This is a genomic window from Streptosporangium brasiliense, assembly GCF_030811595.1.
In the GTDB taxonomy this organism is placed as follows: domain Bacteria; phylum Actinomycetota; class Actinomycetes; order Streptosporangiales; family Streptosporangiaceae; genus Streptosporangium; species Streptosporangium brasiliense.
Window position 1 is genome coordinate 7,862,353 of sequence record NZ_JAUSRB010000002.1, and the last position, 21,086, is coordinate 7,883,438.

At 69.5% G+C, this 21,086-nt stretch carries 24 protein-coding genes and 1 pseudogene; 12 read left to right on the top strand and 13 right to left on the bottom strand.

The window, feature by feature from the left end:
• Positions 1-52: 52 nt before the first annotated feature.
• Positions 53-1,510 carry an FAD-dependent monooxygenase gene (locus tag J2S55_RS45095; protein ID WP_306874262.1) on the bottom strand — a complete coding sequence of 486 codons (1,458 nt, stop codon included), beginning with the start codon at positions 1,508-1,510 and terminating at the stop codon, positions 53-55.
• A gap of 64 nt (positions 1,511-1,574) precedes the next feature.
• Here J2S55_RS45095 and J2S55_RS45100 point away from each other — a divergent pair, with 64 nt between their 5' ends.
• Positions 1,575-2,246, top strand: coding sequence for a TetR/AcrR family transcriptional regulator (locus tag J2S55_RS45100; RefSeq protein WP_306874265.1), 672 nt, complete (start codon positions 1,575-1,577; stop codon positions 2,244-2,246).
• Here the strand turns inward: J2S55_RS45100 and J2S55_RS45105 are convergent.
• Entirely contained in the window at positions 2,224-2,814 is a 591-nt protein-coding gene (locus J2S55_RS45105) for a hypothetical protein (protein WP_306874268.1), read from the bottom strand. The two genes, J2S55_RS45100 and J2S55_RS45105, sit on opposite strands and share 23 nt — an antisense overlap.
• Positions 2,815-2,959: 145 nt before the next feature.
• Positions 2,960-3,976, bottom strand: a complete 1,017-nt coding sequence (locus J2S55_RS45110) for a phenylacetate--CoA ligase family protein (protein ID WP_306874270.1) — start codon at positions 3,974-3,976, stop codon at positions 2,960-2,962.
• A gap of 338 nt (positions 3,977-4,314) precedes the next feature.
• Between J2S55_RS45110 and J2S55_RS45115 the strand changes: the two genes are divergently transcribed.
• A complete protein-coding gene (locus J2S55_RS45115; RefSeq protein ID WP_306874272.1) occupies positions 4,315-4,506 on the top strand; it encodes a hypothetical protein in 192 nt (63 codons plus the stop codon).
• Between the two features lie 369 nt (positions 4,507-4,875).
• Here J2S55_RS45115 and J2S55_RS45120 read toward each other — a convergent pair whose 3' ends face one another.
• Positions 4,876-5,328: a MarR family winged helix-turn-helix transcriptional regulator gene (locus J2S55_RS45120; RefSeq protein ID WP_306874275.1), complete on the bottom strand. Its 453-nt coding sequence runs from the start codon at positions 5,326-5,328 to the stop codon at positions 4,876-4,878.
• Between the two features lie 63 nt (positions 5,329-5,391).
• Here J2S55_RS45120 and J2S55_RS45125 point away from each other — a divergent pair, with 63 nt between their 5' ends.
• A complete protein-coding gene (locus J2S55_RS45125; protein ID WP_306874278.1) occupies positions 5,392-6,513 on the top strand; it encodes an FAD-dependent oxidoreductase in 1,122 nt (373 codons plus the stop codon).
• A gap of 385 nt (positions 6,514-6,898) precedes the next feature.
• Here J2S55_RS45125 and J2S55_RS45130 read toward each other — a convergent pair whose 3' ends face one another.
• Positions 6,899-7,738 carry a LysR family transcriptional regulator gene (locus tag J2S55_RS45130; RefSeq protein WP_306874281.1) on the bottom strand — a complete coding sequence of 280 codons (840 nt, stop codon included), beginning with the start codon at positions 7,736-7,738 and terminating at the stop codon, positions 6,899-6,901.
• 93 nt (positions 7,739-7,831) lie between these two features.
• On the opposite strand from J2S55_RS45130, the gene J2S55_RS45135 reads away from it, so the two are divergent.
• The 4 genes and pseudogenes from J2S55_RS45135 to J2S55_RS45150 form a co-directional block, all read left to right on the top strand.
• The gene (locus J2S55_RS45135; RefSeq protein WP_306874284.1) at positions 7,832-8,569 is read left to right on the top strand and encodes an SDR family NAD(P)-dependent oxidoreductase; all 738 of its coding nucleotides are present in this window, start codon (positions 7,832-7,834) and stop codon (positions 8,567-8,569) included.
• A 73-nt stretch (positions 8,570-8,642) separates the two neighbouring features.
• On the top strand, positions 8,643-9,023 hold the full coding sequence (locus J2S55_RS45140) for an alcohol dehydrogenase catalytic domain-containing protein (protein ID WP_306874287.1): 381 nt from the start codon (positions 8,643-8,645) through the stop codon (positions 9,021-9,023).
• Complete coding sequence (locus J2S55_RS45145) at positions 9,011-9,142, top strand: zinc-binding dehydrogenase (protein ID WP_306874290.1); 132 nt, start codon at positions 9,011-9,013, stop codon at positions 9,140-9,142. Before J2S55_RS45140 ends, J2S55_RS45145 begins: the two co-directional genes overlap by 13 nt.
• A gap of 169 nt (positions 9,143-9,311) precedes the next feature.
• Positions 9,312-9,795: pseudogene (locus tag J2S55_RS45150) on the top strand (helix-turn-helix domain-containing protein); the annotation flags it as partial.
• 411 nt (positions 9,796-10,206) lie between these two features.
• On the opposite strand, the gene J2S55_RS45155 reads toward J2S55_RS45150, so the two are convergent.
• Positions 10,207-10,704: a hypothetical protein gene (locus J2S55_RS45155; protein ID WP_306874293.1), complete on the bottom strand. Its 498-nt coding sequence runs from the start codon at positions 10,702-10,704 to the stop codon at positions 10,207-10,209.
• Positions 10,705-10,792: 88 nt separating this feature from the next.
• On the opposite strand from J2S55_RS45155, the gene J2S55_RS45160 reads away from it, so the two are divergent.
• Entirely contained in the window at positions 10,793-11,461 is a 669-nt protein-coding gene (locus tag J2S55_RS45160; RefSeq protein WP_306874295.1) for a TetR/AcrR family transcriptional regulator C-terminal domain-containing protein, read from the top strand.
• Between the two features lie 389 nt (positions 11,462-11,850).
• Here the strand turns inward: J2S55_RS45160 and J2S55_RS45165 are convergent, their stop codons facing one another.
• Genes J2S55_RS45165 through J2S55_RS45180 form a run of 4 tightly spaced genes read right to left on the bottom strand, consistent with a single transcriptional unit; the run spans position 11,851 to position 14,418 of the window.
• Positions 11,851-12,495, bottom strand: coding sequence for an FAD-dependent monooxygenase (locus J2S55_RS45165; RefSeq protein WP_306874297.1), 645 nt, complete (start codon positions 12,493-12,495; stop codon positions 11,851-11,853).
• The gene (locus J2S55_RS45170) at positions 12,488-13,459 is read right to left on the bottom strand and encodes a DMT family transporter (RefSeq protein WP_306874298.1); all 972 of its coding nucleotides are present in this window, start codon (positions 13,457-13,459) and stop codon (positions 12,488-12,490) included. Before J2S55_RS45170 ends, J2S55_RS45165 begins: the two co-directional genes overlap by 8 nt.
• On the bottom strand, positions 13,456-13,818 hold the full coding sequence (locus tag J2S55_RS45175) for an NAD(P)-dependent oxidoreductase (protein ID WP_306875882.1): 363 nt from the start codon (positions 13,816-13,818) through the stop codon (positions 13,456-13,458). The genes J2S55_RS45170 and J2S55_RS45175 overlap by 4 nt, the downstream gene beginning before the upstream one ends.
• A gap of 9 nt (positions 13,819-13,827) precedes the next feature.
• Positions 13,828-14,418: a TetR/AcrR family transcriptional regulator gene (locus J2S55_RS45180; RefSeq protein ID WP_306874300.1), complete on the bottom strand. Its 591-nt coding sequence runs from the start codon at positions 14,416-14,418 to the stop codon at positions 13,828-13,830.
• 88 nt (positions 14,419-14,506) lie between these two features.
• Here J2S55_RS45180 and J2S55_RS45185 point away from each other — a divergent pair, with 88 nt between their 5' ends.
• Entirely contained in the window at positions 14,507-15,445 is a 939-nt protein-coding gene (locus tag J2S55_RS45185; RefSeq protein WP_306874304.1) for an alpha/beta fold hydrolase, read from the top strand.
• Between the two features lie 396 nt (positions 15,446-15,841).
• A complete protein-coding gene (locus J2S55_RS45190) occupies positions 15,842-16,165 on the top strand; it encodes a hypothetical protein (protein ID WP_306874307.1) in 324 nt (107 codons plus the stop codon).
• Between the two features lie 212 nt (positions 16,166-16,377).
• Here the strand turns inward: J2S55_RS45190 and J2S55_RS45195 are convergent, their stop codons facing one another.
• Positions 16,378-17,244, bottom strand: coding sequence for a phosphatase PAP2 family protein (locus J2S55_RS45195; RefSeq protein ID WP_306874310.1), 867 nt, complete (start codon positions 17,242-17,244; stop codon positions 16,378-16,380).
• 519 nt (positions 17,245-17,763) lie between these two features.
• Between J2S55_RS45195 and J2S55_RS45200 the strand changes: the two genes are divergently transcribed.
• Both J2S55_RS45200 and J2S55_RS45205 read left to right on the top strand, forming a co-directional pair.
• A complete protein-coding gene (locus J2S55_RS45200) occupies positions 17,764-18,147 on the top strand; it encodes a DUF4158 domain-containing protein (RefSeq protein ID WP_306874313.1) in 384 nt (127 codons plus the stop codon).
• Entirely contained in the window at positions 18,148-18,804 is a 657-nt protein-coding gene (locus J2S55_RS45205) for a DUF4158 domain-containing protein (RefSeq protein WP_306874316.1), read from the top strand.
• On the opposite strand, the gene J2S55_RS45210 is transcribed toward J2S55_RS45205, so the two are convergent.
• Together J2S55_RS45210 and J2S55_RS45215 are read right to left on the bottom strand one after the other, a co-directional pair.
• Positions 18,771-19,469, bottom strand: coding sequence for a response regulator transcription factor (locus tag J2S55_RS45210; RefSeq protein WP_306874318.1), 699 nt, complete (start codon positions 19,467-19,469; stop codon positions 18,771-18,773). The two genes, J2S55_RS45205 and J2S55_RS45210, sit on opposite strands and share 34 nt — an antisense overlap.
• Entirely contained in the window at positions 19,466-20,716 is a 1,251-nt protein-coding gene (locus J2S55_RS45215) for a sensor histidine kinase (protein WP_306872924.1), read from the bottom strand. Before J2S55_RS45215 ends, J2S55_RS45210 begins: the two co-directional genes overlap by 4 nt.
• Between the last annotated feature and the right edge of the window lie 370 nt (positions 20,717-21,086).

Consider the following 21,086-nt stretch of genomic DNA (forward strand, 5'->3'; position numbering starts at 1 on the left):
CGGGTGCGGTAGCGGCGATACAGCCGGCGGCCGCTGAGCCGATGGAGCATCATCACGGCGCTACCGCCGCCGCTCCGGTCCAGTCCAGCAGCGCCTGCTGCTCGGCCTCGATCGGCCCTGCCCAGGCGAGGTGCCCGTCCGGCCGGACGAGTAGCGCCTCGGCCTCCTCCAGGTCGGGCGAGGGCTGCCAGGCCGTGGCGGTGACCGTCTCCACGCGGTCGTCCCGGCCGGACGCGCCAGCCTGCTTCCCCGTATGGACGAGCAGGAACCGCCCGTCGTGCAGCAATTGGTACAGGCGTTCGACCCCGGGCCGCTCCGCGACGCTGATCGGCAGGTCCGGTATCCGCGCCCCGGCCGGGGAGCCGTCGCCGTAGTGGGTGCCGATCGCCGAGACCGACGCGGCCAGGTTGCGGTTGACCTCCCCGATGCGCAGGAGGCCGTCGAGCATGCCGCGCAGCGCCATGACCGGCCGGTGGTACTGCGGCACCAGCGTCAGTTCCATCAGCAGCGTCTGCACCTCGGTGTTGGCGGTGACGGCCGCGCCGACCGGCCGACGCTCGGCGTCGTAGGAGTCCAACAGCCCCTCCGGGGCCCAGTCTTTGACCTGGGCGGCGAGCTTCCAGCCCAGGTTCATGGCGTCCTGCAGACCGGTGTTGAGGCCCTGTCCCGCCGCCGGGAAGTGGATGTGGGCCGCGTCTCCCGCCACCAGGAGCCGGCCCTGCCGGTACCGCCCGGCCAGGCGGGTCGCGTTGCCGAACCGCGACAACCAGTGCGGCTCGGCGACGTTGAAGTCCGTGCCGGCGATGTTCGTCAGAGCTTGCCGGAACTCCTCGTACGTCAGGGGCCGGTCAGACGGCACCCGCATGCGTTCGGGATCGATGACCACGAACCGGGTCAGCCCGCCCTCCAGCGGCACGGCCAGCACGCCGTGGGCCTCGGCCGAGTGCGCGGCGTCCGGACCGGTGACGGCGAAGTCGCCGAGCATACCGGACAGCGTCTCGTCGGTGCCGTCGAAGGGGATGCCCGCCGCCTGCCGGACGATACTGCGTCCGCCGTCGCAGCCCACGACGTACGAGGCGCGTAGCGTCTCTCCCCGGGCTGTTTCGACGACGACGCCGTCCGGCTCCTGCCGCACGGCGGTGACCTGACAGCCGCGGACGATCTCGGCCCCCAGCTCGCGGGCGCGGGCGTCGAGTAGTTCCTCGGTACGGGCCTGCTCCAGGAACAGGGTGTAGCCGTGCCGGGTGTCCAGGGCGGTGAAGTCGAGGCGGGTGTTCAGGCCCGCGAAGTGCCACCCGGGCAGGGTGTGACCGCGGGCCAGGAAACGGTCGGCGATGCCGCGCAGGTCCATCATCTCCATGCTGCGCGGGTGCAGCGTGAGCGCCCGCGACTGGCTGGTGGGCGCGTCGTTCCGTTCGAGTACGCGGACCCCCACGCCCGCCAGGGCCAGCTCCGCGGCCAGCAGCAGCCCGGTGGGGCCGGCTCCCACCACGATCACGTCGGTGTGCACGGTTTGTGCCCCTCCTATTAAATGAACATCGTTCATAAAATCGAGGTCACTAGTATCACTGGGCATGGGACCCACGTCAACCTCCCCGTCCGCCCAGCGCTCCCGAGGCCGCCCCCGCAAGATGGCCGTGCCGGAGGCGGTCGCCGCCGCCCTGCGCCTGGTGGACGAGGACGGGCTCGACTCGCTGACCATGCGCCGCCTGGCCGCGGCCCTCGACGTCCAGGTGGGCACGCTCTACCGGCACTTCGCCACCAAGCAGACGCTGCTCGCCGCCATGGCCGAGGAGATGCTCGCGGGCTGCGCCGGCCCGCTGCCCGACGGGCTCACCTGGCGCGAACAGGTCACCGAACTGGCCGGGCGGCTGCGTATGGCGTTGCTGCGTCACCGCGACGGCGCACGTGTCTACGCGGGCACCCACTCTGTCGGCCCCAACACGCTGAGCTACACCGACACCCTCGTGGGCGTGCTGCGTGAGACATGCCTGAGCCCTGAGGCGGCCACCCGTACGGCACTCACAATCGTCCACTTCATCGTCGGCCACACGCTGGAGGAACAGGCCGCCCAGGCTCTCGCCGAGTCCGAGTTGCCCGCCACACTGACCCTGCTGCACGCGGCCCTCGACCCGGGTACCTACCCCAACCTGGCAGCCGCCGAGGCCACGCTGACCAGCACCGACTTCGTCGGCCACTTCGCCCACGGCCTGAACCTGATCATCAAAGGACTGGCCGGTGAGTGACGCCGCTCGATGAACCGGCCCCGCCCTGGATCAGCAGCGTTACCTTCTCCGTCAGCAGGTGTCCCACCAGCTGCGAGGTCAGATCAGAGGCCGCCTTGCGCGCCGCGCCGACCATCTTGGCCAGGATGAGCACACCGGGCCGGATCACCTTGGCCGCCATCAGATACTCACGCGCCAGGCTGAACAACAGCAGCACCGGCGCGGCGGCCGGCATCCCACCGCCGATGCCTAAGGTGAGGGTGACCGGGGTGAACCGTGCCCAGCGCACCAGCGAGCGCAGCCCGCTGTCCAGCTTCAGCACGGCGGCCGTCAGCGCCACCGTGCCCAGGGCGAACAGCAGCAGGATGCCCGCCTGGTCGGTGAAGCGCAGCCACGGCACGCCTCCCGCGGCGCCCAGCCGCCAGAGCCCGAGCGGTGTCATCGCATCCCTGATCAGCACAGAGCCCAAGATGAGGGTCAGGATGCGCAGCAGCGGGTTCTGCTCGGCGCGCGCCAGCGCGAAGCATGCGCCGATGAGCAGCAGGCCGGGCAGGATCCGGACGCCGTAGGCCAGGAGGTCGGGCAGCACGAAGACGTCTCCGGTTCTTCGAAGTAGGGGGAGGCAGGGAAGGGCGGGGTAATCGCCTCGCCCTTCCCTGCGAGCCGTGGGGGAATGACAGTGGTGGGCGACCACCCCGGCGGTGGTGGTGCGGCCGTGGGTGGGGCCGTGGTGGTCAGGGACGTCTGGAACCGGCCGGGTCCCTGCCGGTGGCCGAGAGCGGGATGACGGCGCGTACCTTGCCGCCCGTGCTGTGCTGGATCGGTTCGCCGGCGCGTTCGAGGCGCACATGGCCGAGGTGGTGGCGGGCCAGCAGGTCGCGCATGCGGGTCTCGATCCGGCGCCAGAGGGTTTCGGGGTCGGCGCCGGGTGCGGGATGCAGCCGGATGCGTAGCGTGGTCGGCGCGGCCTGGACGATCTGGAACAGCTCCAGGCCGGGCACCGTCTCCAGCAGGGTGGCCAGCGGTAGCGGGGCGAGGGTGACCGGCGCTTTTTCCTGCGCCGGTCCTGGGCCGGGGAAGGTGAGCAGGTCGGCGGCGCGGCCCTGGACGCGGACGGCCGGGCCGGGGTGGCCGCACGGGCACGGATCGGGCCGGAGCACGACGCTGTCGCCGAGGTCGTAGCGCAGGATCGGCTGCACGTGGTTGGCCAGGTTGGTCAGCAGCACGGTGTGCGAGGGCTCGCCCGGCGCCACCGGCCGGCACTGCTCGTCGACGGGTTCGAGGATGGCCCAGTCGGCGTTGAGGTGCATCCAGCTCTCAGAGCAGTTGCAGGACAGGAACGGGCACTCGTTGCAGGCGTAGCTGGTGCGCACCTTCGCCCCCAGCGCGGCCGCGATGCGCGCGTACTCGCCGACGGGCAGGCCTTCGGCGGTGAGCATCACCAGGGCGGGGTTGATGTGCAGCCGTCCGGCTTCGGCCTCGCCGGCCAGCAGCGCGCCGATGCTGGCGTAGGGGGCCAGCACCGCCGGGCGGAAGGCGTTGAGCTCGGCCACCAGGTCCTGCAGTGGCTGGTGCACGCTGAAGGCGGCGACGCGGGAGCGGCCGCGCAGCCGGGCGGCGGCCACGGTGGAGGCGAAATGCCCGCCCTCGGGTATCACCAGCGCCATCCGGGCGCCGCCGCGCGCGATCCGGACTACGTCCCGCAGGCCCAGCCAGCCGGCCGGCATCCGCGCCATCATCGCGGAGGTCACCGCTGTCGCGCGGGCATCTTGCAGGAAGATGCGGGGATCGACTGACCGCCAAGCACCGGCGCCTGCCTGGCCCGCTGATCGAACATCAGCCTCGCTCCGGTGAGCCGCCCCCAGCGCAGCCGTTGTACCGGCCGGCCGACTACCTCAAACAGCACGGCCGCCGCGAACGTGTCCTGCTGTGCCCGCCCACGACCTTCTGGGAGGCGGCTCACACACCGGCAGACCTGACTTCCCTAGCCGCCCAGGCACTCGTGCGGGGAGGTTACCGGCATACCGCCCGTCTCGCTCAACGGGGCGTCGACGCCGGTGACCTCGGCGCCCTGCGGATACTGGTTCAAGTGGAGGAGCCGGCGAGGAACCGGGAGGAGGCCCGACGCCTGTACCGGCAGGCCGTCGACGCCGGTGACTTCGACGCGCTGAACTTGCCGGCCCGGATGCGGGAAGAGGCGGGGGACCGGGAGGAGGCCGAGCGCCTTGTCTGTTTTGGCTTGACCGCAGAAGGGGAGATCGAAGTGCCTTGGAGCTCGTAGTCCCAGGTGTGGTCGTCCGGAAGCGGTGCAGCCGCACGGCCTCCTCCCGGTCGTGCTCCTCGACGGAGTGCGGGGTGCTCCGCCGACTGGTGCGGTCGACGACGACCGCGCCCGCGTGCTTGCGCCCGCCCCGGACGCGACGGTGCCGTAGACGGCGGGAGGCGGCTCTCGTGACCGGTTGCGGCCGTCAGCCGTCCTCCCCCCGCCGCCGCTTCGGGGCCTCGCCGAGGGGTGGCTCGGCGGCCAGGGCGGCCGACAGCGCCGTGTCCTCCTCGATACAGCAATCGTCCGGAGGGGGCATGCGGAACGGCCGCGAAAGCGGAAATCTCACACTTACAGCGCCATAAATAGAGTGTTCACCGTAGCGCTTCAGCCGGACTGCTCGCGCAGTTCCCTGGTCGCCGAGCGGTAGGCCCGGGCGACGCCGGTGAGGATACCCAGCATCAACGGCACCTGCTCCGGCGTGTAATGCCCGCGGATCTCTCCAAGGTGCCGCTCGGAGGTGATGCGGGTGGCGTGGTACTCGGCCATGCCACCTTCTATCAGCTCCACGGTGACCATGCGCCGGTCGCGCTCGCCGCGCACCCGCCGCACATAGCCGGCCTTCTCCAGGCGGTCGGTGAGCCGGGTCGCGGAGGCGGACGGCAGCCCCAGCTCCTCGGAGATGACTCCCACGGGGAGCGGGCCGCGCATCTCCAGCAGGATGAGGGCGGCCACGTCCACATGGTGCACGCCGAGCCGGTCGGCGATCGCCTCGATGTGCAGCATGACCGCGATCAGGAACTCGCGGAAGACGTCCTCTTCTTGGTGCTTGTCGGTCACTCGACCCAATGTACTTCGCATCGATGTATCTTTAAAACGAAGTTACTTCGATATGGAGAGAAAATGGATGTTCTTGTCATCGGTGCCGGCGTGGGCGGCCTGGCCGTCGCGCGGAGTCTGCTGGCCGCCGGGCACCAGGTGCGGATCTATGAGCAGGCGCCGACCATGCGGACGGGCGGCGCGGGACTGAGCATCTTCAGCAACGGCGCCGCCGTGCTGCATGATCTCGGTGTCAGCCTTGACGGCGTCGGCGGCCGGTTCGACCGGATCGACGCGCTGACGGCGGACGGCCGACTACGGCTCAGCTCCGACATGGCCCATGCGGCCACGCTCTACGGTTTCCCGAACAAGTCGATCTCCCGCCGCCTTCTGCTGGAGCGGCTGTCCGAGGGGCTGCCCGGCGACCTGATCAGCTACGGCACGGGCTGCCGGAAAGTGACCCAGGACGGCGACCGGGTCACGGCGACCTTCGACGACGGCTCGATGATCACAGGGGACCTGCTCATCGGAGCCGACGGCCATCACTCGGTCGTCCGGCGCGAGCTGTGGGGCGACCTCCCCATCCGGACGGCCACCTTCGGCACCTGGCAGGCCCTGAGCCGGATCGACATCGACCTCACCCGCGCCCACCTCCACCTCATGATCACCGGAAGGGAGGGGGCGTGCGGGATCATCCCCGCCGGGGACGGCAAGCTCCAGTGGTGGTTCGACGTGCGCTGGTCCCCCGGCGAGCCGCGCCCTGTCGCGCCCCTAGCCGAGCTGAGGCGCCGCTTCGGCCACTGGGCGTCCCCCGTCCCCGAGCTGCTCGCCCAGGCGTCCGAGGACGATCTCGACTTCTTCGGCCACCACTGGCAGAAGGTGCGCCGGGAGTGGGGCAAGGGCCGCGTCACCCTGCTCGGCGACGCCGCCCACCTCATGCCGCCCACCCTCGGCCAGGGCGCCAACCAGACCCTGGAGGACGTGTGGGTGCTCGGGCGCGAGCTCGCCAAGGGCGGCGACCCGGCGCAACGGCTACGCGCCTACGAGCGGGCCCGCTACCCGCACGTCAACCTGGTGTCCAGGCTGGCCAGGCACAGCCCCGCCAACTGGCGGATCCCCCCGCTCATCGGCCGGATGTTCTCCGAGACGTCCCAGAGCGGGATGCTCGCCCGCTTCAGCAACCGCCTCACCGCCCTCCCCCACTGAGAGCGGGCGTCAGAAGACGGCTGCTTGGCCGATCAGGACGCGTCGTAGTCCAGGCGCGAGGCGGCCGCGTAGGCACGGCACTGTTCGGCCAGGCGACGAATCCAGAGGGCAGACCAAGTGCGCCTGAGAGGGGCAGTGGCCGCTTCTCTCCACGAAAAGAGCTGGTCAGTGGGTTTTGAACTAGGCGCGCCGAGCGCGGCTGTTGGCACGATCGTGGGGGCAATCGCTGGTGCGATCACCGCGTATTCGCGGGGCCCTCACCCTTAACCCGCGAACTCCACGCGGCATTTCCGGATGTATCCCGAATCCGGATGTGTCCCGAAACATTGGTGATGCTCGGTACAGTCGTGCGGCCTGCGAACAGCGGTGCTGCAGCGGGTATTGGCTATAGGCGTGTCGCGGTGCGGACGAGGTCGGCGACGGCTTTGGATCTGCTGTGTGGCGGCCAGGCGATGACGGTCGTGACGGCCGGTGCGTCCGGCACCGGCACAATGGCGTGGTCGTCGCCTAGCTGGTCTCGGAGCGACTCGGGTACGACGGCGCAGGCCAGTCCGAGCGCGATCAGTTGGAACAGTTGGGTATGGTCGCGCACCTGCGGGCCGGGGCCGTCCGGATGGCCGCCATCCCGTCCAGGCCAGCGCGGCAGGGGCAGGTCCGCCTGGGCGTTGACCTCGACTAACGACAGATACGCCCGGTTGGCGAGGGGATGACCCTTGGGCAGGACCACGACCTGCTGTTCGGTGTGCAGATCCTCGGTGTCGAATCCGGCTGTCGTGTCGTAAGGCCGGTGGAGCAGAGCAACGTCGGCACGCCCGTTGCGCAGCAGACTTTCCGGCTCGCCCGGCCCGCACAGCATCACCTCGACTGCCACGGCGCCCGGTTCAGCGGCGTAGGCGTGCAGAAGCTTCGACAACAGTTCCCTGGACGCTCCGGCCTTGGCGGCCAGCACCACACCCGGCTGGTCAGCCGCGGCACGGCGGGTGCGGCGCTCGGCGGCTTCGACCGCGTCGAGCGCGAGCCGGGCCTCCCGCAGCAGCACCGACCCGGCCTCGGTCAAGGCGACGGCGCGAGCGGTGCGGTGCAGCAGAACGACTCCGAGCCGCCGTTCCAGCTGCTGGATCGCCCGCGACAGTGGTGGTTGCGCCATCGCGAGCCGTTGTGCCGCCCGCCCGAAGTGCAACTCCTCGGCGACGGCGACGAAGTATCGCAACTCCCGCGTCTCCACCCGCTCATCGTATCCAGCGCTGACCACGACCAATACCCGTGCGGTATCGCCGCCCACCCGACCGGTCTTGGACGCCCCACCCGAGTCCGCAACATGATCGACGGCATGAGTGAACGGACGATCGCGCTGGTGACCGGCGCGAACAAGGGAATCGGATACGAGATCGCCGCAGGCCTGGGCGCCCTTGGCTGGCGAATCGGTGTGGGCGCGAGGGATCAACAACGCCGCGACACCGCGGTCGAGAAGCTGCGCGCGGCCGGGACCGATGCGTTCGGCGTGCCGCTCGACGTCACCGACGACGAAAGTGTCGCCGCCGCGGCCGAGCTGATCGCCGGCCATGCCGGAGGGCTCGACGTCCTGGTCAACAATGCCGCGATCACCGGCGGTATGCCACAGACACCGACCACGGTCGAGCCCGCGACCGTGCGAGCTGTCGTGGAAACCAACGTGATCGGCGTCATCCGGGTCACCAACGCGATGCTGCCGATGCTGCGCAACTCGGCATCACCGCGGATCGTCAACATGTCCAGCAGCGTCGGCTCGTTCGCCCTGCAAACCACACCGGGCATCGACATGGGCCAGGTTCCCGCCGCCTACTTGGCCTCGAAGACCTTCCTCAACGCCCTCACCATCCAATACGTCAAGGAACTGAGCGACACCAACATCCTGATCAACTCCGGCTGCCCCGGCTTCACCGCCACCGACCTCAACGGCTTCCAAGGCGTCCGCACACCACAACAGGGTGCGGCCATCGCGATTCACCTCGCAACCCTGCCCGACGACGGACCGACCGGCGGATTCTTCGACGACGCCGGAACGGTGCCCTGGTAACAGCCACACCAGCACGGACCGTTCCCGTTCTCGACGTCAGCCGCGCATCGCGCGCCACAGGAGAAGCAAGACAATGACAAAGGCAGTCAGATACGACGAGTTCGGTGGAATCGAGGTGTTGCGGGTCGACGAGGTCGACCGGCCAGTGCCCGAGAGCGGGCAGGTCCTCGTGCGGGTCAAGGCCGCAGGCGTCAACCCCGGTGAGGCGGCCATACGCACCGGCGCGATGGCCGACATCTTTCCCTCGACCTTTCCGTCCGGGCAGGGCAGCGACCTCGCCGGAGTTGTCGCCGAGGTCGGCGCCGGAGTCGACCGATTCGTGGTCGGTGACGAGGTGATTGGGTTCTCCGAGCGGCGGGCAGCACAGGCCGAGCTGGTCCTGGTCGACGTCGACAACCTCACACCCAAGCCGGACAGCATCTCGCTGAGGTACTTGCCGAATTGGCCGCCCTGATCGCCGACGGACACCTCGAAGTCCCGATCGCCAACGTCTACCCGCTGACGCAGGTCGGCCAGACCTACACCGAACTCGAACGCCGACACACCCACGGCAAGATCGTGCTCAGACCCTGACCGGCACCATGCGACGCAACGCGCTCAAGGCTCTGCTCAACCGCAGGATGATCCCCGTCGGGACTGTCCGGTCGGCCGCCTGATTGGCCGCGACAACCCGGACGACACATCCGATATTCGGCAGATCCGCAAGCAAACCTCGCAAGAAGTTCAGACAGAAGGACGCAGGATGACGCACCGCAACTCGCCACTGTCGGTCGAAGGCAGGCGGCGACCGGTGGAGCGGTGCCGGAGCCGACCGATTTCCCACGTGGCCACCGAAATGGGCATTTCGCGAGCCACGGCGTCGAAATGGGTGAATCGATACCGGCAGTTCAGCGCCCTCGGGTTAGTCGACCGGCCCTCGACGCCGCACCGGCAACCCACCGCGACCCCAGGCGACGTTGTCGTACAGATCGAAACTATGCGCCGCAGCCACAAGTGGTCGGCGGCACGGACCGCCTTCGAACTCAGCCGGCAGGAGGTCCCAGTGAGCCGGCGCACGGTCAGCCGGGTGCTCGCACAGCTCCAACTGAATCGGCGACGGTTCATCGACCCGAGCGGTGAGAGCAATCGCGAGCCTCAGCAGATCGTGGCCCGTCGGCCAGGCCACATGGTCCATATCGACGTGAAGAAGGTCGGCCGGATCCCTGACGGCGGCGGCTGGCGGCCGGTGAGCCGGCCGGCCGCCACCGCCACGGGCTTAGGTCGCGCCGAGGGTCCGGCCCACGGGTGCGGGGAGCGACCGACCATCACGATGACCGAGCAGCGCGACGTACTGTCCGGCACGCGTGCGCGCGTAGAGGAGTCCGAAGATTCTTCCTCAGGGGCGCCCAGCGCGGAATGAGAGCCGCGAGGCCCCTGGGGCCGGCACCGGCCGGTCGGGGGATTTTCCGACTTTCCGACAGGGTCACGTGCGCGCACGAGACGGGACCGGCGGTGGGCGAGCCGTCCGCGTGAGCGCCGCGGCGGCCGTAGGCTCGCCGATCGGCAGGCGGCGGCGGCATGAGCGAGGCTGTCAGGATCATCACCGTCCGGGATTGAGGGTGTCATCGTTTGCTGAAGACACTGGCTCTGTTGCCAGGTCAGGAAACAGCAAGCAAGAGGAGGATGACCAGCGAGCCCGCGGTCGTGAGGAGGAACCGCGCCAGGACGAGCGGATGGAACCAGCCGGGGAAGGCCACCTTCGCCGCCTCGATCAGCGACTTGGCGTCGATGTCAGTTGTGCCGGACTTGCGCAAGGCAGCCCCCGCATAGCGGACGACGAAAACCTGGGAGGTGGTGACGGAGCCGCCGGCGATCAGCAGGATGGGCTGAAGGATCCAGGTGAGCATTGGCTGATCGAACAGATTCAGCACGCCAAGCGTCGCCAGGCCCGCGGCGATCGCCACGGACACCGTCACGCTGGCGGTGCTGGCGGTGAAGTCGAGGCCGTGTTTGGTCAATACGGCTGGGCTGTGGCCCTGTCGGTGGATCTCGGCATCGGCTGCGCTCTGGGCAGCGAGGCCGTATCTGTGACCGATCAACGGAACGATCAGGTACGTCAGGGCCAGCAGGAACTGCAGGGCGACAACGAGGAACACGGGGATCTCCTCAGCCAGGGTTTTGAACTTTGTTCGACAACGTAGCGCACGTTTTGATCTAAGTTCAACGCTCGCTAAGCTGGGCGACATGCTGACCAAGGAGCAGATCGTCCGGGCAGCCGTCGAGGTACTCGACGCCGAAGGCGTGAACGGGCTGAACATCCGCCGTCTGGGCACGCAGCTCGGGTCGGCCGCGTCGGCGATGTACTACCACGTCAAGAGCAAGGACAAGCTGGTAGTCCTCGCGGCCGACCATGTGTTCGCCGAGATCCCGCTGCCCGACACCGCCGGAGTCGGGTGGCAGGAAGCCGCCGCGTCGCTGGCGCGTGGAGCGTATGTCATGGTCGTGCGGCACTACTGGTTGATCCCGGCGATGAGCACGCACCTCATCTACGGCCCCAACAAGGCCCGCTTCGACGAACGATCTCTGATGATCTACGAGTCGGCGGGGTTCATCCAAGCCGAGGCCGACCAGGCAGCCGCCACCGTGCTCATGTTCGTGATCGGCGCCGCGCAGGGCCAGGCGGCACAAGCGGCCTGGCAGGCGCACCTACGACGGAACGGCGCCGACGCCGACAAAGAGCTCCAAGGGATCACCGCTGAGATGCTCGCGGTCACCCAGAACCTCCCCCGGCTGCGGGCCCGCATCGACTCCGCCGCCATAACCCCGCCCGGGGACCCGTTCGAGTTCGGACTCCACACACTTCTGGCCGGGCTGGAATCGCGCATCCACTCCCCGACATCGTCGGCTCCGTGACGACGGTCATGGCACCTCAGTGCCGCCGCTGTTGCGCGAGGGCGCGCAGAAGGTGAGTTCCGCGAGCGTCGCGCCGAGCGGGGCTCGGCCGCCGGGAACGCCTCCCGGACCCCGAGCCGGAACCCCAGGGCGTGCCGCAGGTCCGGCGCCCCCAGGACGGGGGGCGGCCGGAGTACGCCAGAAGGACACCGTGGGCCGGGGCGCGCCGTGCTGAGGTTTCGGCGGCGGGTTGCCGCACGGTCCGTGGGACCGGATTGCCGGCCGTACCACGGTCACTGCGTTGACCTGGGGCGATGCGGATCGGTAGACCGACAGAACATGAGAGCTGTCCGGCCGACCCGGTTACCGGCGGATCCCGCCAACGGCTGTCCCGTCGTTCCCGAGGCCGGTCACAGTGGCGCGGCATCGAGGGGGATCGGGCGGAACGTCTCCGGCTCGTCCTCGGGGGTCAGCGCCGTGGGACCGAAGATCCAGTCGACGAACGAGTAGTCGTGGACGTCGCGGCCGCGCAGCAGGGCGTTGCGCTGCAGTCTCCGGACGCCCTCGAGGTGCCACAACGCGCCCCACGCCCGAGCGGTGGTGACGACCCGGCGGCAGTGCTCGGGCCGTACCGCCTGGTAGGCGGCGAGCGTCCGGTCCCAGTCCACGCCTGGGCCGTCCTCGGCGCGCTGAGCGGCGACGTGCTCGCCGAGCACCCAGCCGTCCTCGATCGCCATGATCGCCCCCTGCGCCATGTACTGCAGGGGCGGGTGCGCGGCGTCGCCGAGCAGCGCGATCCGGCCGGTGACCCAGGTCATGATCGGGTCACGGTCGAACATCCGCCACCATCGGTCGCGCCACATCAGCGGCAAGCCCTGCTGAACCTGATCGCAGGTCCCCGCGAACGCCGCGTCCAGCTCGTCGGGGGTTCCCCAGTCGTCCTCGCCGGCCAGCGCCTTCGGCGACTCGAACACGGCGACCTGGTTGAACGTCTCTGCGCCCCGCAGCGGGTACTGCACGAAGAGCCTGCCGGGCAGCGGTCGGAGATCAGGCATCTGAAGGCCGCGACAGCGTGACGCGGGCGGGCCTGTCCTCGTCCGTCCGCGTGAGCTTGCTCCGGATGACGAGAGCCATCCCGGCCAGCGTGAGCCCCATGCCGACGATCTGCATCGGCGCGGGCGCACCCACGAGCTGCAACAGCGCCGAGCCGGCCCCCACCAGCGGCGGTACGGCGAGGCCGAGCAGGGCGGAGTAGGACGGCCCGCCGGTCAGCAGGATGCGGTGCTGCAGGAGGTAGGCGGGCACGTAGATCACGATCCCGAGCATGACGAGCATGCCCAGCGCCGACCAGCTGATCCGCTCGCCCGCCGCGACGTCCGCCGCCGCCCACGCGGCGAGCGGGATCGTCCCCACCGCGAAGATCGGCAGGATGCGTGGCGCCATCGCCCCCTGGTAGCCGCGGTTCGTCCTGCTGAAGTACAGGCCGTAGAAGGCCATGGAGAACATCGCCGCGAGCGCGACCAGCGACCCGAGCGCGACGTCGTCGCCCAGCGTCCCCGCCAGCCTGGGGATCGCGTAGATCGCGGCGCCGGCGACCGCGATCACCGTTCCGGCGATGGTGCGCGGCGCAGGCCACGTGCGTAGCAGGACGCTCTCGGCGATCAGGACCACGGCCGGGGTGAGGGAGAGGGCCAGCGCGGGCAGCGCCGGTCCGGCGAGGCTGATCGCGATGGTCGAGAGCACCGTGTACGCGGTTACGCCCGTCAGCGCGAGCAGCACGACCTGCCACCACCGGTACCCGGTGTCCCGCGTGTCTTTCGTGACCGGTGCGGCGCCGGCGGGTGACCACCAGGTGAGCGCCAGCAGGCCCAGGACGGTGAAACCGGTACGGCCGCCCGACACGATCGCGGTGCTCGCGTCGCGCAGGGAAGCCTCCACAATCAGCCAGGTCGAGGCCAGCAGGACGACCAGCCCGGCGGACTGCCAGATCAACCTCCCCCTGCCACCGCGCCCGTTCACCGCGCGACGGTCTCGTAGACGGCGCAGGTGCCTTCCGCCATCCGCGCGGCCGTGTACAGCTCCTGGTGCTGGTCGCGCGCGCGGCCGGCCATCCTTGCGCCACGATCCTCCCCGCCGTCATGAATGAGGCCGAGCCGCCACGGGTCGAGCGGATGCCTGGTCTCTGGCAGGTCAGGGGCGTGCACGCTGCGGATGCCAGAACGTCGGCACAACTCGTCGAGGGTGACGCCCTCCACCTTCATACTTGCCGACTCCTTGGCGTTCACGCAGGGATCGTGGAGCAGTACCTGATGTCCCGCCGCGACCAGGCGGGCGATCACGCGGCGCCCTGTGCGCGAGGCCCCGATGATACCGATGATCTTTCCGTCTCATCCCAGGTCCGCCGGCAAGCCGATCCGGCCGAGCTGGTGGTCGAGGACCGCGACCGCCTCCGCGACGTCCAGTTCCCCGACCAGCACACCGTCGGCCAGGCCGCGCGCGAGCCCGAGAAGCACGTGGGCCTCGGCGCCGGCATCGACGCCGGGTTCCGGAGCGGTGGCGGCCACGAGCGCGGCGATCTCGCGATGGACCGCGTCGCCTCCCGCGCGGTACAGCCCGCGTACATCAGGGTCGGCGACGGCCCTGGCCAGAAACGCATGCCCGGCGAGCAGGAGCACGGGAGCGCGCGCGCCCAGCTCGACGACGGCGAGCAGCGCGCGCCGCAGCGTGTCGGCCGGGCTGTCGGCGTCCCGCAGCGCCGCGCGAACATGGCGTTCGATCTCCTGCCTGAGCAGATGTGCGCTCGCGCGCAGCAGGTCGGCCTTCGCCGCGAAATAGTGCTGCACGAGCCCCTTGGAGACGCCGGCCTCCTGGGCGACCCCCCCGATGCTCACACCGGCCAGGCCGTCCCGAGCACACAACCTGAGTGCGGCATGGGCGATCTCCGCCCGCCGCGCCGCGTGGTCAACCTGCTTCGGCACGGCCCGGCCTCCCCTCTTCGCGATACGAGTGTATCGTGATATTGATGCGATACGATCGTATCGCGAAGGTGAACGGAGGATCCCGTACGTGAACGACATCGTGGAGCCCAACATCGGAGCCGCGTTCCGCCGACGGCGGCTCGGCCACTTCCGCGACGCGTCCGCCTTCGCGCGCTACCGGAACGCCTACGACCGGGCCATGGCCGAGCTTCCCGAACCCGATCAGATCCAGGACGTGGCGACCCGCTTCGGGACCGTCCGGGTCTATCGCTTCGGCACCGGCGACGGCGCACCGCTTCTCCTGCTGCCAGGCCGCACCGCGTCCACCCCGATGTGGGAGTCGAACCTGATCGGCCTCACCGCCCACCGGCCGGTTTACACGGTCGACCTGCTCGGCGAGCCCGGCCTCTCGGTACAGACCCGGGCGTTCGCGAGCGCGGCCGACCAGGCCGACTGGCTGGCGGAACTACTGGCCCGGCTCGGCCTTGACCGGGTGCACCTCGTCGGAGTGTCCATCGGCGGGTGGAGCGCTTTTCACCTCGCCCTGCGTGCCCCAGAGAAGATCGCCTCAGTGAGCCTGCTCGATCCCGCCAGCCTTTTCGGCCGGATCACCTGGAAGGTCGTCGTCGTCTCGCTGGGCTCGGTGGTGCCGTTCTTCCCCGAGTCGTGGCGCCGGAGGCTGCTGAGCTGGATCTCCGGCGGAGCCGACGCCTCCGACGACGAACCCGTCGCCAACCTGATATCGGCCGGGATGCGGGACTTCACCGCATTCCTGCCGCCACCGACGTACCCCACGGACGACCAGGTGGCCGGAGTCGGCGTGCCGGTGCTCGCCCTGATCGCCGGGCGCAGCATCATCCACGATCCGCGCAAGGCCACCCTGCGTGCCCGCCGCCTGCTCGCCCGTGGCGCCGTCGAACTGTGGCCGGACGCCTCCCACGCCATCAACGGCGAGTTCCCCGAGCGCGTCAACGCCCGGGTCCTCACCTTTGTCGACGAGATCGACCGCGCCGGCGACACGCCGTGATGACACGAGCCGGTGAAGCGCGCTCCCGAACGGCGCAGGCGTTCATCGCGGACGGACGATCCGCAACGGCTCGAGCCGGGGAGACGACGCGTCCGAGAACTCGTCCGGGCGAGTGAAGCAGGGCCCCCTGACCTGCGGGAACCGCGTTAACGAGGTGGCCGCACTCCGGGCGGCCCCCTTCGGAGACACAGGCCTGGGCGCACACTCGGTAGACGGAGTCGAACCTCTCTTCGAACGGCATGCCGGCGCACCGCCGAGGTGGACGTCCGAGCCGACCCGGACGCCGGTGACATGTCCGCCTCGCGGCCGGGACCCCTCCTTGTGAGTCACTGCTCATTCCCAAGAGGCGTCTGCCATCGTCGGCGCCGGACACCACAGGCGCACGGAGGGGAAGCGATGGGATCGAGATCGATGTGGGTGGCGTACGCGACAGTCGGAGTCGTCGCCGGCCTCCTGATGAGCGGGTCGGGGAAGGCGGTGGTCACAACCGAAGGGCTCCTGAAGATCCGCGCCTGCGCCGCCCAGCACGGAGGCGCGGACCGTCCCTTCCGCCTGCGGACGGATGAGGGCTGCCCGGACGACGGCCGGGAGCCGAGCCTGGCGGCGGCCTCGCGAGAGGGCTGCCCGGTCGGCACCAACTGCGACCCGAGTGGGACCGGAAACAGCTTCACCCCTGACACCCCGCCAGGCGAGCACGATCAACCTGTCTGTGATCGGTAGGTGTATCGAAGGCGGAGGTCGCTCCGTCCATGTAGCCGAGCAGCGCCTTGGAGCCCGGGACTGAGGAACATCGGAACCGGATCGTGCGGCTGTACTCTGCGTGATCGCTCGCACGGCAAACGAGATCGTTGTCGCAGACAACCATGCGGAGTCAGCCATCCCCGAAGGTCTCCCGGCCATGCTCCACGGGAGTGCGAGGCCAGAAGCCGCAGTCACTCGGCAGTTGTCTGATGAGCTTGGTTGCCCGCAGGATGAAGGGGCACAGGTTCCCGCGACCTCCCTGCGGCTGTTCGCCGGCGCTTGGCGAGGCGGCCCAGGGCTGAGACAACAGCGATGGAGACGACGAGCAACGCGACGCTTCCGGCGATATCGAGCACGTAGTGGTTCCCCGTGACGAGCACGACCACCGCCATACCCAGCGGGAAGGCCCACGGCAGCAACGCCAATCGCGGGCGTGAGCCCCGTAGAGCGGACCACCCGGCATACCCGCACCACAACGACCATCCCACGTGCATGCTGGGCATCGCCGAGAACAGATTCCGGCCGCTGTTGACGTCTCGTGTGGCATGGCCGCTGCCCAGGATGTCGTACTCGGCGATGACGTCCGCGATGCCCGGTAGGGCGAACCGCGGGGGCGACATGGGCAGCGCCCAGAAGACGGGGAGGACGAGAAGGGCCATCACGACGAGGGTCCGGCGGACCTTGGCGTAGGACTCGGCGTGCCGGACGAAGACCCACACCAACACACCGATGATCACGATGTAGTACAGGCGGTAGTAGTACACCGCCGGCATGATCAGGGCCGGATGGTCGGTCAGCCACCGATTCGCCCCCAACTCGATGTCCAGGTGGAGGGCGCGCTCGATGGATTGCACGGTATGTGCGTTGGCGGTGGCGGCCGCCGCGACGTCCTTCCCGGCGGCGGCATGCAGCCGCGAGAAGGTCAGGATCACGAGCAGCAGACCGGCCACTTCGACGAGCGGGGCGGGGCGCCCGTCCTCTCTTCCGACCAGTACGGCTGACCGGGCACGGGCGGCCAGGCGCGACAACCGGCCGGCATCCACCTCGGGCGGGCTCACGGAGATCACACTAATTCAGCCCGCTCCGGTGTGGGCCGGGCCGCGGGAACGACAACTCGCGACAGGGGATGCAGCGAAGTTTCCGATGTAATGACAAAGATCAAAAAAACGCCGGATACTCGCTGTATGGATCATGCAGCGGACGGGATGTCCGATCCCGAGGACCTCGCCCTCTGGGCCCTGCACTGCTACTGCCCGAACGCGAAACGCACGCCCCATGACGTGGTAGCCGACGGAAACAACGGGCGCGTTCTGTACGCGGCACGTCACGGTACCCCGAGAGACCATCTGGACGTCTCCGACGCACAGGCCCGTGAGGAACAGCGGAACGAGAACGTACGCTAAGGAACGATCTTGATTGCTGCGGAGGGCGTCGGGCGGCCTGCCGCGGTGTGCTTGGCGCAGGTTCTCGTTCCCCTGCGTTCGGCAGGGGTTCCCGGTCTCGCTGTGCGATCGTCCAGGTCGCAGATTGGTGACATTGCCGCGACAGATGTGATGTAGGTCATAGTTTGTGGGGCTGTGCCCGTTGAGTTCCTCACTGATGAACAGGCTGCGGCCTACGGCAGGTTCACCCGTGTGCCCACCCAGGCGGAGCTGGAGCGCTTCTTCTTCCTCGACGACGCCGACCGGAAGCTGATCGCCAAGCGGCGTGGGGAGCACAACCGGCTCGGGTTCGCGTTACAGCTGGTGACAGTGCGCTATCTCGGCAGGTTCCTGCCCGGTCCGGTGGAAATCCCGGTCGCGGTCATCGACTATGTCGCCGAGCGGTTGGGGATCGTGGACGCTTCCTGCGTCAAGCGGTACGCCCAGCGGGCCGAGACCCACCGGGAGCACGCCGGGCAGATCCAGGACGCGCACGGGCTGAGGGACTTCAGCGAGGCGGCGGCCGAGCTCAAGGCGTGAGTGGGCGACCGGGCCTGGACGACCGGCGACGGGCTGCGGGCGATCTTCACCGACGCGGTGGGCCGGCTGCGCGAACACGGCGTGCTGCTGCCCGGGGTGACCACGCCGGCCCGGTCCGTGGCCCGGGTGCGCGATGAGGCGTACGAGCGGTTGCGGCAGATCCTGTATGACCTGCTCACCATCGAGCAGCGCCGGATGCTGGACCTGCTGCTGAAGGCGCCGGAGGGGGCGCGGGTCTCGGAGCTGGAGCGACTGCGCAAGGGCCCCACCAAGGTGTCCGGGCCTGCCCTGGAAAAGGCGCTCAAGCGCGTCATGGAGATCGCTGAGCTGGGCATCCGGCCGGCCGTGACGGCCCCTGGTTGGCTTGTGCCGTCGCGTCTCAAAGCAGGAACGGCATACACAAGGCGTCCGCTACATGCGGAGATGGGATGGGGAATCTGTCGTCGGCGCCCTCGCTACGTGGTTGCACCATCCGCTACCCCGACAGTGGCGGAGACGGCGTGCCGCTGGTGTTCTCTCATCCGCCGGCCGCGAGCGGGGCCGCCACGGCGGGCGTCCCAGGTGTTCGACAACGACATGATCATCTACGCCCGGTCGCTGCGCGAGCACGGCCTGGCCGTGCCCTACATCGCCGGGCCGACCAGTCCTGTTTGGTAGGCGATGACGACCAGTTGCGCACGGTCGCGCGCACCCAGTTTCGTCATCGCGCGGCTGACATGGGTGCGCGCGGTGGCCGGGCTGAGGAACAACTCCCCGCCGATCTCGTCGTTGCTCAACCCCCGGCCCACCAGGGCCAGCACTTCGCGCTCACGCTGGGTCAGCACCGCGAGCCGGCCCTCTCCGGCCTGCGCGGCTGTCCGTCGCGTGGTGACCTGCGCGATGAGGCGTCGGGTGACCCGCGGTGCGAGCAGCGCCTCTCCATCAGCGACCACCCGGATGGCATGCAGGAGTTCGGCCGGGCCGGCATCCTTGAGCAGGAAGCCGCTGGCACCGGCCTGCAAGGCGTCGAAGACGTACTCGTCGGTGTCGTAGGTGGTGAGGATGAGGACGCGGACCTGCTCCAACCCGTGCGTCTCGGCGATCTGGGCGGTGGCTTGAATCCCGTCCAGCCTGGGCATGCGGATGTCCATGAGGACGACGTCGGGGCGGGTGGCGCGGGCCCGTTCCACGGCTTCGGCGCCGTTGGCGGCTTCTCCCACCACGGTGATGCCGTCCTCGAGGTCGAGCAGGACCCTGAACCCCGATCGCACGAGACCCTCGTCGTCGGCGAGCAGCACCTTGATCGGAGCGTTGGTCGACGGTGAGGCGGCCGCCGCGTTCACAGGCTTGACCCGGTCGGTGTGAGGGGCAGTCGTGCCTTGACTTCGAACCCGCCACCCGCAAGCGGCCCGGCGTCGAGGTCTCCGCCCAGCAGCCGGCAGCGCTCGCGCATGCCGACGATCCCGCGACCGGACGCGGCCGAACTGCCCGTGCCGCTCGGATGCCGGGCCGGTAGGCGCGGATCCGCGGAGTCATGACCTGGGGCGGCACGGCGGCCCTCATCGGTCACGCGGATCTCCAAGGCGTCGATGCCGGCCTTCAGCGCCACCGTCACCCGGGTCGGGCCGGCGTGGCGGATCACGTTGGTGATCGATTCCTGAAGGATTCGGTAGGCGGCGCTTCCCACCGCGCTGGGCAACGGCGCCGCGGGCGAGGCCTCCTCGAGCTTGATGTCGAGTCCCGCCTCGCGCGCCTTGGCGGCCAGTTCGTCGATCTGCCCCAGCCCGGGGTACGGCACCCGCCCGTCGTCACCGTCGTCGTCACGGAGTACCCCGAGGATGGCCCGCATCTCCCGCAGCGCCCGGGAACTGGTCTGCTCGATGACTCGCAGCGCCTCGCGCGCCACTTCCGGCCGCTTGTCGAGCACATGCGCGGTGACGCCGGACTGGACGTTGATGATCGCTATGGCGTGCGCGACGGTGTCGTGGACCTCGCGCGCGATCCGGAGCCGTTCGGCGTCCACACGCGCCCGCGCCTCCTCCTCGCGAGTCCGTTCGGCCAACTCGGCGCGCTGCTGAGCCTCGGCCGCGATGACCTGTCGGGACCGGACGGACTCGCCGAGGGCCGCGCTCATGACCGACGCGCCGATCCGGAAGAACACCCAGCCGATGGCGGCGCGCGGCTCGATGTCGGCCGCGGCGACCAGCCAGCCGATGGCCAGCACCGAGGTGCCCACGCCGGCGATCACCAGCGACCGGCGCCCGTCTCCGTAGGCGGCAAGGGTGTACAGGGCGACGAAGAGCCCGAGCCAGCCGGGCCCGTCCGGGAAGTCGAGGCCGAAGTACACCAAGCTGGCGAGCGCGGCGGTGACGAACACCGGCACCGGCCATCGGCGGCGGACGGCCACGACCACGCCACTGGCGATCAGCAGGACATATCCCAGGTTTCCGAGGTCGCTCAGCGGCCGCTGTACCACCTCGCCGGTATTGCGGACGATCGTGCCCTGAACCTGCATCACGGTGATGAAGAGCGCGAGCAACACGTCCTGCGCCGGCACAGGCAGGCGCCACGGCACCACGCGGTGTTCCATGCCGCGATCCTACGGTTCCCACGCGTGAGAACACTCCGCCCAGACGCGCGGTGGCCTACGACAACGGGCGTACCGAGGCACGAGGTGCTCTACGCAGAACTGCGTAGCCGCTGCCATCCGCCGGCGGAGGCCGCGGCCGCCCCGACGGCGCGATGATCGATTCCGCGAAAGACCTACGAACACCTCCATGAGTACAGCCCGTCAGCTGGATCGCCATCGCCGAGCAGGCACAGGTCGTGGATCCGGACAACTTGAAGGAGCGTGTCATGCGTAGAGCTTTCACCAGCCTGGCGACGCTGCTGCTGGCCGTCGCAGCACAGTTCGCTGCCGGGATGGGCGAGTCCGTGAAGCCAGGAATCTCCTGGAAAAC

Bases quoted from the DNA above. Each gene is read 5' to 3' on its own strand.
- J2S55_RS45100 (WP_306874265.1), top strand. From the start codon at position 1,575: ATGGGACCCACGTCAACCTCCCCGTCCGCCCAGCGCTCCCGAGGCCGC.
- J2S55_RS45125 (WP_306874278.1), top strand. From the start codon at position 5,392: ATGGATGTTCTTGTCATCGGTGCCGGCGTGGGCGGCCTGGCCGTCGCG.
- J2S55_RS45135 (WP_306874284.1), top strand. From the start codon at position 7,832: ATGATCGACGGCATGAGTGAACGGACGATCGCGCTGGTGACCGGCGCG.
- J2S55_RS45140 (WP_306874287.1), top strand. From the start codon at position 8,643: ATGACAAAGGCAGTCAGATACGACGAGTTCGGTGGAATCGAGGTGTTG.
- J2S55_RS45160 (WP_306874295.1), top strand. From the start codon at position 10,793: ATGCTGACCAAGGAGCAGATCGTCCGGGCAGCCGTCGAGGTACTCGAC.
- J2S55_RS45165 (WP_306874297.1), bottom strand. From the start codon at position 12,495: ATGCCTGATCTCCGACCGCTGCCCGGCAGGCTCTTCGTGCAGTACCCG.
- J2S55_RS45190 (WP_306874307.1), top strand. From the start codon at position 15,842: ATGGGATCGAGATCGATGTGGGTGGCGTACGCGACAGTCGGAGTCGTC.
- J2S55_RS45215 (WP_306872924.1), bottom strand. From the start codon at position 20,716: ATGGAACACCGCGTGGTGCCGTGGCGCCTGCCTGTGCCGGCGCAGGAC.